Raw genomic sequence first — 12,879 nt, forward strand, 5'->3', positions numbered from 1 at the left:
CGTCAGGGCTTGAGCGCGACGGGGAAATCCTGCCATAGATTGCGCGTCGCGCCACGGGCGCACGGGGGAAGAGATTTGGGCAGTAACAGAAATCCGCTGACGAAAGAGCAGGTCGTTGCCGCGGCCGTCGAATGCATCGAGCGTTTCGGCGTCGCGAAAACCTCCATGATCGACATCGCCCGCCTGCTGGGCGTGACGCGCCAGACGGTGCACCGATTGTTCGAGACGCGCGCCGCGCTGTTCGAGGCTGTCGCCGAAGAACGGATCGAAGCCGCCGGGCTGCGGCTCCGTTCGATTTTCGCCAGGTTCGACGATATCGAGGAAGCACTTGTCAGCGGCTCGCTCCAGTCCCTTGCGGTCGGTCGCAGCGACGACATTCTTTATGCGATCCAGCAGCAGGCTGATCATCAGGTCGATCAATATATGTTTCGCGGTTCGCCGCAAATTCAGGAAATGATGGTCGGGCTATGGGGGCCGGTGCTCGATCGCGCGCGTGCAGCGGGGCGGATTCGCGATGGCCTGGACAATGACAGGATCGTCCACTGGGTTCGCAACGTCCATGCGATGCTGACCATGCGCATCGACTATAGCGAAGAGCAAAAGGCACAGCTGCTCCGCGACTTCTTCGTTCCGTCCATCGTGAAATAGCCGCGCTGCTGGCCTATGATGCCAGATTGAGGTCGATCGAGCCGAGGTCCGCCATCGCGGCGGCGGTGCGTTCGACCAGCCGCCGCGTCGTCGTTTCGGGCTGCACCGCCTGGACAACGCTGTTGTGGCCGATGGTGAAGGCCCAGGCAAGAAAAGCGTAGGGCATGTTGGCGCGATACGCATCCCATGCCTCGTTCCAGTCGAGCGCGGGGCCGCCTGCCGCAGCCAGCTCGCCGAGATAAAGACGCAGCAGCTCTTCCTCCCACGCCCGGCGATCCTCGATCTCCAGCCCGGTCGACATGATGTAGCTGACGTCCCATGCCCAGGGGCCGCGCAGCATCACCTGCCAGTCGCAAAACCCCATCGCCCCGCTGGCGGTCCGGTACGTCTGCGCGATATGCGCGTCGCCGTGAAGCAGGGTGAAATTGCCGCGCGCCGCTTCCCGTGCATTGCGCCGGACGACGCCGTCCCAGAGCGCGTCGATGCGGCCGCGGACGGCGGGGGGAATGAGTTCGGGCGCCGCCTCCATGCCCAGCCCGGCCCAATAGGCCATGCGCAGGAAGCGATCATTGTCGCCGAGATAGGATGGCGTGCCGCGAAGCCAGCTATGCTCCGCGAGCGATGCATCCTTCCAGAAGCGCGCATGCAAGCGCGCCAGGCCGGTGAGCAGGCTCGCCATTTCGTCGCGGTTCACCGCCGCGCCGTCCATGATGAAATCGGCCTGCCGCGTCGCGACGACATCTTCCATTACGATCATCGACCGCATCGAGCGGGCATCGACGCACGCCCAATAGCCTGCGGGCGCCTCCATATCGATCTGCGGCCGGAAATCGCGGTAGAACCCGACCTCGCCGAACAGGCAGTTCGACAGGCCAAGCAGCAGGCGCTGCATCAGGATCGGGGTCGATTTGGTGAAGATCTGTGCCGGAACCCCCGCCGTGCGTGCTGCATCGTTGAGGTCGAGGATGAAGCCCTGCCGCGTCGACGATCCGACCGAACCACCGGCAGGCGTGACGCGCGTCACCTTGCCGCCCGGGACTTCGCGGCAGAGGGTCGCGGTCATCCATTCGGGCGTGATGGCTTCCCAGCTCCACGGGATGTCGTCGATCGTCCGCGCCGCCGGCCGGACCAGCTTGTCATAGTGTGCGTGCAGCGCGATTTCGGCCTTGCGGCCGGCGAGGAACAGCTTGGACAGCATCGGCGGACTCCTTTCCGGCGCGGGGTGGCTAGGGTCCTGACCCTAGAGGATCGAATAGCCTCCATCGACGGTGAGTTCGGTCCCGGTGACGTAGCGCGACGCGTCGGACGCGAGGAACAGGATGACCCCGGCGACGTCCTGCGTTTCGACCCAGCGGCCCATCGGAAACATCGACGCGACATAGGCTTTCGCTTCCGCCTCGCTGGCGAAACGCCCTGCCGTCACGCCTGGTTCAAGCCCGCTCCGGCCGAGATCGGTGTCGACCGGTCCCGGATGGACCGAATTGACGCGAATGCCGTTTCCCGCGCGCCCGAATTCGACAGCGACCGCCTTGGTCAGCATGCGCACCGCGCCCTTGCTCGCCGAATAGGCGGCCTGCATCGGCCCCGCGATCTGGCCGTAGATCGACGACAGATTGATGATCGAGCCGGCGCCGGCCTCTGCCATCAGCGGCGCTGCCGCCTGGACCCCGAACCAGATGCTCTCGACATTCACCGCGTGGACGCGGCGGAATTCTTCGATCGTGGTCGAGAGGACCGGCTTGTTGAGGATCATCCCGGCATTGTTGACGAGAATGTCGAGCCGGCCTTCCTCCGCTTTGATCGACGCGACAATGCGGTCCCAATGGTCGGGGTCGGTCACGTCCTGCTGCGCGAAACGGCCGCCGGGCGGTGCCGATCCCGAAGGGGCGATATCGGTCGCGACGACGGTCGCTCCCGCTGCCGCCAGCAGCCTGGCGGCGTGCGCGCCGATCCCTTTCGCGGCTCCGGTTACCAGCGCGACGCGGCCATCAAGCTCGAACATGCTTCAATCCTTTTCGTATCGGCAGCGGCGCGCCGGACTGCCGCGCGGAAACCGTCGGTTTCCGCGCGGTCTCCTTCGGCGTCCCGATAAGCGTCAGAAATCGACCGACAGCTGGGTACCCCAGGTCCGCGGACGTCCGTAGTTTCCGTAATAGGCGCCGGTGACGAGGTAGGTCGCATTCTGACGATAAAGCTGGTCGGTGACATTGTTCACGAACAGGCGCAGCCGAACCTTGTCGTCCCACGCGCCGAGCGTTGCCGACAGGTCAACCAGCTCATAGCCTTTCTGGATGTCCTGCGGCTGCCCGAAATAGCGCAGCACGGTCTTGCTGCGATAGGACGCATCGGCGCGCAGCGTCAGCGACGACAGGAACCCGCCCGACAGTTCGGCGCGATATTGCGCGCCGATCGAGCCCGAGAAATTGGGCGCGTGCGGCAGTTGCATTCCGTCGAGGTTGATCTGGCCAAGGCCGGGCCGGGCATCGTCGATCGACAGGAAATCGCGGAAGCGCGCGTGCAGCCAGTTGGCCGACGCATCGAGCGTGAAGGCATCGTTGACGCGGAATTTGATCTCGCCCTCAAGCCCATAGATCGTCGCGGGGGCATTCTGCACCAGCGTGACTGCGGGCGGGCGGGTTATGGTGACCTGCAGTCCCTGATAATCATAGTAGAAGCCGGCGAAATTCGCGGTCAGGCGGCGGTCGCCGGTTTGCGTCTTCAGGCCGATTTCGAACGCATCGAGCACTTCGGGCTGATAGATGGCGGCCGTCCCGAGCAGTTCGCCGCCGCCGCCGGGAAGGTTCGCACCGCCCGATTTGAAGCCGCGCGAATATTGTGCATAGGCCGATACGCCATCCGAAAAATCATATTGCAGATTGACCTTGGGAAGGAAGCGGTTGGCCTTGATCGACGAGGTGACGCCGGACGCGAGCGGCGCCACCGTCCCGTCGGGCAGGTTCAGGAACAGGTCCTGCGAGAAATCCTTCTTCTCATGATTGAAGCGGAGACCGAGGTTGATGCGGAAGGCGTCGGTAACCGAATAGGTCGCGTCGGCGAAGACCGCGATCGACTTGGTGTCGGTGTCGACGCTCTGCACCAATTGGGTGTCGGGCAGGACGCCGAAGCCGCCCGCCGCCGCCGAACCGATGCCGAGCGGCAGCGCATTGCCCGCCTTTTCGGTGAAATAATAGGCGCCGAGGATCCATTCGAGCGGTCCGCTGTCACCGATCAGCGACAATTCCTGCCCGAAGGATTCGGACGGGCGTTTGAAGTTGGTCGCGTAGAAAAAGGGCACGTCGGTCGCGTCGGCGTCGAAATCGACCCGGCTTTTGTGATCGACATAGCTGGTGATCGACCGCAGCGAGACGCTGTCCGACATTTTCCAGTCTATCTTGCCCGATGCGATGAAGGTCTGGGTGTCGAGGATATAGGGCCAGTCGCCATAAATCTGGTTGGGCTTGGTCGTCTGTCCCGTGGTGGGCAGGGCGGTTGGCGTGAACAACTGCTGATAGGCGCCGCCGCCATAGGATTCCTCGTAGCGCGCCCAAAGATCGATCGTCAGGTCGCTGCTCGGTTCGAACCGGATCGCGCCGCGAACATATTCGCTGTTCTGGTCGCCGATGCGGCCGTTGCCGGGCAGCAGACGGACGAAGCCCTTGTCTTCCTCATGCCCGCCGCTCAGCCGGACCGAGACGGTGTCGGATAGCGGTCCCGAGACGTAGGCGCTGGCGCCAAAGGCGCTGTAGCTGCCGGTTGACAGGTTGAAGCCGGCGCTGAAATCGCGGGTCGGCGCCTTGGCGATGAAGTTGATCGCGCCACCGGTCGCGTTGCGCCCATAGAGCGTGCCTTGCGGACCGCGCAGCACCTCGATGCGGTCGAGATCGACCGCGCGTAAATAGCCCATCGTCGCACGCGGCATGAAGACGCCGTCGACATAGGTTGCGACGGTCGGCTCGGTTACGCCCGAGTCGACGATCGAGCCGACGCCGCGGATCGAGATCAGCGTCGTGCCGGCATGTTCGCCGAAATCGAGGTTGGGAATCGCGCTGGTCAGGCTTTCGATATTGTCGATGCCCCGCGTCGCAAGGTCCTCGCCCGAGACCGCCGAAATAGCCGCCGGAATATCCTGAAGATTCTGGGCGCGCTTGAGCGCGGTGACGACGATCTCGCCATCGGTGGCCTCCCCGGCGGACGGCGGCGCAGCGGTCTGTGCGAAAGCGGGTGTCGTGAGGCTGGCCAGCAGCATGGCCGTGCCGGCGCGCAAATGCAGTTTGGTATTCATCGATACCCCTCCCATATGTTGTTGTTATATCATTTAATTTCCAAAGAGCGTTATTCGGCCGCCACCGCGTCCGGCCCCTCGCATTCTTCGCCTCCCAGCATGCGCCCCGGTACCGCGCCGGTGTGCTTGCCATCGATGAAGGTCGTGTTCCCGTTGACGAGGACGCGGGCATAACCCCCGGCATCGACGACACGGCGCCAGTCGCCGCCGGGAAGGTCGTTGACGATCCGATGCCGCCCGCGATCGAGATAAAGCGCATCGAGATCATAGATGATGATATCGGCAAAATTCCCCGGCAGGATCGCGCCGCGATCCTCGATCCCGAGCATGCGCGCGATCTTGAAGCTCAACTGATAATGCGCTTCTTCAAGGCTCATTGCCTTCTGCTCGCGCACCGTGCGGATCAGGAAATCGGTGCCATAGCAGCCGCTTGAAAACGCTTTGGTATGCGCGCCGCCGTCGGAGACGCCGCAGGCGACCGCCGGATGCGCGAGCAACCGCGCGCCAAGCGACGCATCGGTCGCCGAATAGGGCAATGATTTGATCTGGAGATTCAGGTCCGAACGGAGCGCGAGGTCGCATAGTGCCTCGACCACTGACAGGCCCAGATCGGATGCGATGCTCGCGAGATCGCGGCCGAGATAGGGCTGTAACTCAGGCGCATCGCCGACCTCGATGACGATCTGTCCTTCGAAGCCGCCGGCGCCGTTGGTCGGGCCGTTCCGGGCATAATCTTCGGCGAACTTCCGCACGAAATCGCCATCGCGGAGCAGGGCGCGAATATCGTCGTCGGTCTGTGCGGCGATCAGGCGGCGCACCCCCCACAGCTGGCCTGCGGCGGTGTCGAGGTCGCGAATTCCGGCCTCGACCCATCCGGCGTAAAGCAGGGTCGCCCCGCAGATGTCGAGGCCTTCGCCGCGCAGCGCGTCGAGCCATGCGAGATCAGCGTCGATGACCTCGGGCATCCCGTCGATCGCGAGGAAGATATTGTGGATGATCCGCACGCCGCTGCCCTTCGCCATACGCGCGACCTTCTCGGTCAGTGCGAGATTGCCGAAGGGGCCGATCTGGGCGAGCATCTGGATGATGCCTTCGCCGCGTTCGGCGAGCGCGCGGCAGATTTCGACGACATCGTCGTCGTGCATCACGTCGGTCGGCATCGCCGAGCCGTCGAAATCGACGTGCGAATTGCCCTCGACCCCCATCACCGACATCGACAGGCCGATCGCGCCCGCGTCCATCGCTTCGTTGATCAACCGGTGCATTTCGGCGATCTCGCCCGTCGTCGGACGGCGTGTCTTCGCGGCATCAACCCCCATCACATAGATGAGCAAGGGATTGAGCGGCAAATAGGTGAGGATGTTCACGCTCTTCGGCAGCGACCGCATCGTTTCGAGATATTCGGGAAAGCTCTCCCAGTTCCAGGGGAGGGCAAGGCGCTGTTGCTCGACCGGAATCTGCTCGGTGGTCGACAGCATCAGCATCGTCCGCTCGCGATCGCTTGCGCGGACCGGTGCGATGCTGAATCCGCAATTGGCATTGAGGATCGAGGTGACCCCATGCTCGCCCGAATCCATGCAAAAGGGGCTCCAGAAAATCGCCGCGTCATAATGGGCATGCTGGGTGATATGCCCCGGCGCAACGATACGCCCGGCGGCGTCGATCACTTCATCGGCGGGCGCGGCAGCAAGGTTGCCGATCCGGGCGACGCGCCCGTCGATGATGCCGATGTCGCCGCGACGCTCGGGCGCGCCGGTACCATCGATGATCCGGCCATTCCGGATGACGCAATCAAAGCACTGCATATCACTCTCCCAGGCCTCACCCTTCACAGGCGGTTTGCCGACTCATTGTCAGCAGTCATATTACACATTATGTTATGTGTCAAACAAGATGGCCCGGATTATGTTGCTCTGTTTGTTCGCCCCAGATGTGGGGCGTGTTGGCAGCAGGACGTACGTCGATGGCGATATGGCGGTGACGGGATGAACGCCTGGCATCGCCCCGGCTTGATCGTTACAGGCTGCCCGTGTTGCCGCGATGTCGGCCGCGTCGCCGGGCGCCGCAACAAAGCGAACGACGATGTCAGCCACGACCGCGGGCAATCAAGGCTTATCCCGGGTTGCGCGCGAATTGTGGCAGGCCGGCCGGTATCTCGACCCATGGCAGCGCTGACGAAGTCCAGACATGGATCGCCGGTGTGAACCGGCCGGGATCGTTGGCGGTTCCTGCCTTGACGATCGCGACTTTGGGCGACGCCGCCGACAGCGAACGGATCGGCGACCCGCAGGTCGCGCAAAATTGCCGCAGCACTGGCTGGCCGCTTTCGGTGTCATGGTCTTCCCACGTCGTGACTTTGCCCGTCATGGCCATCGCGCCGGTGCGCACGACGACATTGACCGAAAAGGCGCTGCCCGACTGGCGACGGCAGTTGGTACAATGGCAGACCGCGACCGCCAGTGGATCGCCCGTCAACCGGTAACGGATCGCGCCGCAGTTGCAGCCGCCTTCGACTTCCGACATCGCTCGTCTCCCATATCGCCTTTTCGTGCTTGCACTTTTATCTAACAATATTAGTTTGTGAAGTCGGCAGGTGATTATCGAGCCGACATCGATCGGCCGGCCAATGTGGAGAGGCAGAATGAGCGACAATTTCGCGATGACGATCGGCGGGCGCGCGGTGACCACCGCCGCGACGATCGAGGTCCGCAATCCGGCCACGGGTGAAGTCTTCGCTGCGGCGCCGGATGCCTCCGCCGCCGAACTCGACGCCGCGGTTGCGGCCGCAACGCGCGCCTTTCCGGCGTGGCGCGACACGCCACTCGCTGACCGCAAGGCCTCCCTCGTCAAGGCGGCCGAGGCCATCGAGACGCATGCCGACGAACTCGCTGCGCTGTTCGTCAGGGAGCAGGGGCGCCCACTCCCCGGCGCAAAGATGGAAATCCTCGGCGCCGCGATGTGGATGAAGGCAACGACGATGCTCGACCTGCCCGTCGACGTGACCGAAGACAGCGATACGCGCCGCGTCGAAGTGCATCATGTCCCGCTGGGCGTCGTGTGCGGCATCGTGCCATGGAATTTTCCGGTGCTGCTCGCGTCGTGGAAGATCGGTCCGGCGCTGATGGCGGGCAATACGCTGGTGCTCAAACCCTCGCCCTTCACCCCGCTCTGCACGCTGCGCATCGGCGAACTGATCCGCGACGCCTTTCCGGCGGGCGTCATCAACATCATCAGCGGCGGCGACGCGCTCGGCCCGATGATGACCGCGCATCCGGGCTTTGCGAAGATCAGCTTCACCGGATCGACCGCGACGGGGCGCCGCGTGATGGAATCGGCGGCGAAGGATTTGAAACGCATCACGCTCGAACTCGGCGGCAACGACGCCGCGATCGTGCTCCCCGATGTCGATGTCGACGCGGTGGCGGCGCAGCTGTTCGAGGGCGCGTTCCATAATACGGCGCAGGTCTGCGTCGCGACCAAGCGGCTCTATATTCACGTCGATATCTATGATGCCTTGCGCGACCGGTTGCACCAGCTTGCGAAGGAACTGCCCGTCGGGGACGGGGCGGAACAGGGCAATCGCTACGGCCCGGTCCAGAACGAGCCGCAATATCGCCGCGTGATGGCCTTGCTCGACGATGCGCGCGCGAACGGCCTGACCCTGCTCGAAGGCGGGGCGGTGCCCGATCGTGGCTATTTCGTGCCGCTGACCCTCGTCGATAATCCGCCCGAGGACAGCCGTGTGGTCGTCGAGGAAGCGTTCGGCCCGGTGCTGCCGCTGCTGAAGTTCACTGATGTCGACGATGTCGTCGCGCGCGCGAACGACAGCGATTACGGCTTGGCGGGTGCGGTATGGTCGGCCGATGTCGAGGCTGCGACCGCGATCGCGCACCGGCTCGACACCGGCACCGTCTGGATCAACCAGAATCTCCAGTCGACGCCCTTTACGCCGCTGGCCGGCGCGAAGCAGTCGGGGTTCGGACAGGAGAATGGCTTGCCCGGCCTGCTCGAATTCACCCGGCCCAAGGCGATCTTCATTCCGAAGGCAGCGTGAGGCGATGCAGCTGAGCCCTGACGATGAGGCGTTTCGCGACGAAGTTCGCACCTTTTTCGCGGCCGAGCTGACACCCGAGCTTCGCCGCGCGGGCAAGTTGATGACGTCGGTCTATGCCGACCATGACTCGCAAATGGCCTGGCAGGAAAAGCTCCATGCCAAGGGCTGGGCGGCGCCCGCCTGGCCGGTGGAGCATGGCGGCTGCGACTGGAGTGTCGTGCAGCACCATATCTTTGCGAGCGAGCGCGTCCGCGCGGGCGCGCCGCCGGTGTCGCCGATGGGGATCAGGATGTGCGGCCCCGCGATCATCGGCTTCGGCACCGACGAGCAAAAAGCCTATTTCCTGCCGCGCATGCTGAATGGCGAACATTTCTGGTGTCAGGGCTATTCCGAACCCGGCGCGGGGTCGGATCTCGCGGCGCTGCAGATGAAGGCGGTACGCGACGGCGACTATCTGGTCTGCACCGGCACCAAGATCTGGACGACGCATGCGAATGTCGCGAACTGGATTTTCTGCCTCGTCCGCACCGCGAAGAGCGAGCGCAAGCAGCAGGGGATCACCTTCCTGCTGATAGACATGACCTCGCCGGGGATCGAGGTGCGCCCGATCATCATGGCGTCGGGTGAGCATATCCAGAATCAGATATTCTTCGACAACGTCCGCGTTCCGGTCGCCAACGTTCTGGGCACAATAGATAATGGCTGGACCGTCGCCAAATATCTGCTCGAATTCGAACGCGGCGGCAGCGCCTATGCGCCCGAGATCGAGGTCGCGCTCGACGAACTGGCCGGGCAGGTCGCGGTGCAGTCCGAAGGGCCCGGCCGCGCCTTGCTCGATGCGCGGATTGCGGAGGCACGCATCCGCTGCGACATCCTCGCGCGGCTGGAGAGTGATATCCTCTCGCGGCTGTCGGCGGGGGCGCCCGCGGGTACCGATGCGTCGATGATGAAAATCCTCGGCACCGAATTGCAGCAGCGCGTGACCGAGCTTGCGCTCGAGGCCGCAGGACCGCTCGCCCGCGCCCTTCAGCCGGGCGTCGCGATGCCGGGCGGGCCGATCCCGGGGCATGAGTCCGACGATTATTGCAGCGGCGAAATCTGGCAGGCGATCGCGCCGCTGCGTTACCTCAACGAACGCGCGGGCAGCATCTACGCCGGAACGAACGAGATTCAGCGCAACATATTGGCGAAGGCGGAACTGGGAATCTAGATCCTCCCGATGGCTTCGGCACAGGGAGAAATGTCAAAGCCCCATATAGCGCGCCAGATGCTCGTCGCGCGTGCCATATTCGCTTTCGATCACGGTCAGCCGCTTGAACAGCGCCGATACCGGCAGCTCTTCGGTCATCCCCATCCCGCCGTGCAACTGCACGGCATTCTGGCCGACGAAGCGGCCCGCGTCGGTAATGGTGACCTTTGCGGCGCTGATCGCCTTTGCGCGCGCCGCCGGCGCAAGGTCGAGCGCGTCGGCCGCGAGCGAGGCGGCGGCGGCGGCGCGTTTCGCCTCGATATGCATGTCGACCAGCCGATGCTGCACCGCCTGAAAGCTGGAAATTGCCTGCCCGAACTGTTCGCGCTGGCGGCAATAGTCGCTTGTGTCGGAGACCAGCCGCGCCATGATCGCCGCGGCTTCGGCGGCGACGCCAGCCGCGCCAATGTCGAGCATTTCTGCGATATCTTCGGCTTCCACTAAAAGCCTTGCATCACTCGCCACCGTCACATCGTCGAGCAGCAGATCGGCGGCGCGGCGGCCGTCGATCGTCGGATAAGCTTTCATCGCCAGCGCCTCGCGCGGCAACAGGAAGGCGGCCGGGCCGTTGGTCGTCGTGGCCGTGACGATCACCGCATCGGCATCGGCTGCTCCGATCGCGAGCAGCTTGCCGCCCGACAGGCGCCAACCCGCGGCGTCGATCTCCGCGCGCGCCACGTCGCGGTCGTCGAGCGTCGCGAAAGCGAATGTCACTTTGCCCGCCGCGATGCGTGGCAACCAATTTGTCGCGGCTTCGCCGCCGGCGCGATCGAGCAATGTGCCGGCGAGCAATGTGCTTTCCAGATAGGGCAGGGCAATCGCGCGCGGGCCCAGCACTTCGAGAACCGCGAAACCATCGCGCGGAGCCAAGCCGAGCCCGCCATGCGCCTCGGCGAACGGTAGCCCGAGCACGCCGGCGTCGGCGAGTGCCTGCCAGCCGTCGCCGCCGGGTTTCATCCGGTCGAGCCGCGCCCCGAGTGCTTCTTTCAATTCCATATCCATGTCAGCCCGCTTTTTCGTTCGGCGCATCGCGCAGGATGATGTCGGCGGCGCGCCATGCCATCGCCATCGTCGGCCCGTTGGTGTTGCCCGACGGGATCACAGGCATGATCGAGGTGTCGATGACGCGGACCCGCTCGACGCCGCGCACCTTCAGCGCCGGATCGACCACCGATGCCGCATCCTTGCCCATCCGGCAACTTCCGACGGCATGGTAACCGCAGGTGCCAAACCGGTCATAGGCGGCCAATATTTCGCTGTCGCTGTCGAACGCCGGGCCGGGCAGCGTTTCCCCGGCGATCATGCTCGCAAGTGGCGCCTGCTTCGCATAATCGCGCATCACGTGCACCGCCCCGATCATCGCCGCGCGATCCTCATCATTGGCGCGGTAATTGGGTTTGAAGCTCGCCGCGACATCGGGATCGCGCGTCGCGATATGGATGCTGCCGCGTGAGGTAGGGCGCAGCGGGTAGACGACGGCATTCATGCCGGGGTGTTTTTCGAGCTGCGTGCGCTGCGTCGCCATGTCGAAACTGAACGGGGCGATCAGCATTTGCGCGTCGGGACGGTTGAGTCCCGGGCGCGTCTTGAACCAGCCACCGATCTCGTACGCCGCGGCTGACATCGGGCCGTCGCCGGTCAGATAATATCTGAGCGTCGCGAGCAGCAGCCGCCAGCCGCCAAAGACGCGGTTCTGCGACAGCGCCGCCTTGGTCAGCTTCCATTGCATGATAATGCCGCGATGCTCGATCAGCCCTTCGCCGACCTCCGCATTGTGATGGACGAGCGGAATATCGAGCGCGGCGAGGCGGCCTTCGTCACCGATTCCGGAGCGTTCAAGGATCGCGGGGCTCGCCATGGCGCCGCCGCAAAGGATGACTTCATGCGCCGCTTCGATCCGCTCGCGCTTGCCGCCGTGGAGGACCGCGACTCCGACCGCGCGCTTGCCCGCGAACAGGATGCGGTCGACGGTGCGGTCGGTCAGCACGGTCAGGTTCGCGCGCTTCTCGGCCGGGCGCAAGAAGGCCTGCGCCGCGCTTTGGCGCTTGCCCTTGAAGATCGTGCGCGGGGCATAACCGATCGCGACCTGATCGTCGGGCGCATTGACGTCGACCTTGTTTGCCCAGCCCATCGCTTCGCCTGCGGCCACCTGCGCATTGCTGATCGGCAGCTGCTGGGTCGGCATCGAAATTTTGAGCGGCCCCGCGTCGCCGCGCGTCTCGCCGGCGCCAAGCTCGTGATTTTCGAGCGCGCGATACGCCGCGCCGATATGCGTCCAGCCCCAGTCGTCGCTCGATTTCTCCGCGATCGCATCGAAGTCGGCGGGCTGACCGCGCACATACATCATGCCGTTGACCGACGACGATCCACCGAGCACGCGCCCGCGAACCCATGCCTCCGACTGGCCTGCGGTCGAATCCTCGGGCTCGCTCATATGGACCCACAGATGTTTCGGATCCTGCATCACCTTCGCGAGGCCCTTGGGCATCGAAATGAAGGGATGACGGTCGCGCGGCCCCGCTTCGATCAGCGCGACGCGGATCGCAGGGTCTTCGGACAGGCGATAGGCCAGAACACATCCCGCCGCCCCGGCACCGCAGATGATATAATCGAAGCGCATCCTCGTTTTCCTTCTGATCCGCCGCT

10 protein-coding genes are annotated in these 12,879 nt (G+C 64.4%); 3 read left to right on the forward strand and 7 right to left on the reverse strand.

Going from position 1 to position 12,879, the window contains the following annotated elements; genetic code table 11:
• The first annotated feature begins 75 nt into the window (after positions 1-75).
• Positions 76-648, forward strand: coding sequence for a TetR/AcrR family transcriptional regulator (locus FHR22_RS03000; RefSeq protein ID WP_166938786.1), 573 nt, complete (start codon positions 76-78; stop codon positions 646-648).
• Between the two features lie 13 nt (positions 649-661).
• Here the strand turns inward: FHR22_RS03000 and FHR22_RS03005 are convergent, their stop codons facing one another.
• The 5 genes from FHR22_RS03005 to FHR22_RS03025 form a co-directional block, all read right to left on the reverse strand.
• Positions 662-1,846, reverse strand: a complete 1,185-nt coding sequence (locus tag FHR22_RS03005; protein WP_166938789.1) for a protein kinase family protein — start codon at positions 1,844-1,846, stop codon at positions 662-664.
• Between the two features lie 42 nt (positions 1,847-1,888).
• A complete protein-coding gene (locus FHR22_RS03010) occupies positions 1,889-2,650 on the reverse strand; it encodes an SDR family NAD(P)-dependent oxidoreductase (RefSeq protein ID WP_166938791.1) in 762 nt (253 codons plus the stop codon).
• 93 nt (positions 2,651-2,743) lie between these two features.
• Entirely contained in the window at positions 2,744-4,930 is a 2,187-nt protein-coding gene (locus tag FHR22_RS03015; RefSeq protein WP_166938794.1) for a TonB-dependent receptor, read from the reverse strand.
• A 50-nt stretch (positions 4,931-4,980) separates the two neighbouring features.
• Positions 4,981-6,735, reverse strand: a complete 1,755-nt coding sequence (locus FHR22_RS03020; protein ID WP_166938796.1) for an N-acyl-D-amino-acid deacylase family protein — start codon at positions 6,733-6,735, stop codon at positions 4,981-4,983.
• A 307-nt stretch (positions 6,736-7,042) separates the two neighbouring features.
• Complete coding sequence (locus FHR22_RS03025; RefSeq protein WP_166938799.1) at positions 7,043-7,453, reverse strand: GFA family protein; 411 nt, start codon at positions 7,451-7,453, stop codon at positions 7,043-7,045.
• Between the two features lie 118 nt (positions 7,454-7,571).
• Between FHR22_RS03025 and FHR22_RS03030 the strand changes: the two genes are divergently transcribed.
• Entirely contained in the window at positions 7,572-8,984 is a 1,413-nt protein-coding gene (locus tag FHR22_RS03030; RefSeq protein ID WP_166938801.1) for an aldehyde dehydrogenase family protein, read from the forward strand.
• 4 nt (positions 8,985-8,988) lie between these two features.
• A complete protein-coding gene (locus FHR22_RS03035) occupies positions 8,989-10,194 on the forward strand; it encodes an acyl-CoA dehydrogenase family protein (protein ID WP_166938804.1) in 1,206 nt (401 codons plus the stop codon).
• 33 nt (positions 10,195-10,227) lie between these two features.
• Here the strand turns inward: FHR22_RS03035 and FHR22_RS03040 are convergent, their stop codons facing one another.
• Both FHR22_RS03040 and FHR22_RS03045 read right to left on the reverse strand, forming a co-directional pair.
• On the reverse strand, positions 10,228-11,235 hold the full coding sequence (locus FHR22_RS03040; RefSeq protein ID WP_166938806.1) for an acyl-CoA dehydrogenase family protein: 1,008 nt from the start codon (positions 11,233-11,235) through the stop codon (positions 10,228-10,230).
• 1 nt (position 11,236) lies between these two features.
• Positions 11,237-12,853: a GMC family oxidoreductase gene (locus FHR22_RS03045; RefSeq protein WP_166938809.1), complete on the reverse strand. Its 1,617-nt coding sequence runs from the start codon at positions 12,851-12,853 to the stop codon at positions 11,237-11,239.
• Positions 12,854-12,879 lie beyond the last annotated feature (26 nt).

The organism is Sphingopyxis panaciterrae (assembly GCF_011762125.1).
GTDB lineage: Bacteria > Pseudomonadota > Alphaproteobacteria > Sphingomonadales > Sphingomonadaceae > Sphingopyxis > Sphingopyxis panaciterrae.

Bases quoted from the DNA above. Each gene is read 5' to 3' on its own strand.
- FHR22_RS03005 (WP_166938789.1), bottom strand. From the start codon at position 1,846: ATGCTGTCCAAGCTGTTCCTCGCCGGCCGCAAGGCCGAAATCGCGCTG.
- FHR22_RS03010 (WP_166938791.1), bottom strand. From the start codon at position 2,650: ATGTTCGAGCTTGATGGCCGCGTCGCGCTGGTAACCGGAGCCGCGAAA.
- FHR22_RS03015 (WP_166938794.1), bottom strand. From the start codon at position 4,930: ATGAATACCAAACTGCATTTGCGCGCCGGCACGGCCATGCTGCTGGCC.
- FHR22_RS03020 (WP_166938796.1), bottom strand. From the start codon at position 6,735: ATGCAGTGCTTTGATTGCGTCATCCGGAATGGCCGGATCATCGATGGT.
- FHR22_RS03025 (WP_166938799.1), bottom strand. From the start codon at position 7,453: ATGTCGGAAGTCGAAGGCGGCTGCAACTGCGGCGCGATCCGTTACCGG.
- FHR22_RS03030 (WP_166938801.1), top strand. From the start codon at position 7,572: ATGAGCGACAATTTCGCGATGACGATCGGCGGGCGCGCGGTGACCACC.
- FHR22_RS03035 (WP_166938804.1), top strand. From the start codon at position 8,989: ATGCAGCTGAGCCCTGACGATGAGGCGTTTCGCGACGAAGTTCGCACC.
- FHR22_RS03040 (WP_166938806.1), bottom strand. From the start codon at position 11,235: ATGGATATGGAATTGAAAGAAGCACTCGGGGCGCGGCTCGACCGGATG.
- FHR22_RS03045 (WP_166938809.1), bottom strand. From the start codon at position 12,853: ATGCGCTTCGATTATATCATCTGCGGTGCCGGGGCGGCGGGATGTGTT.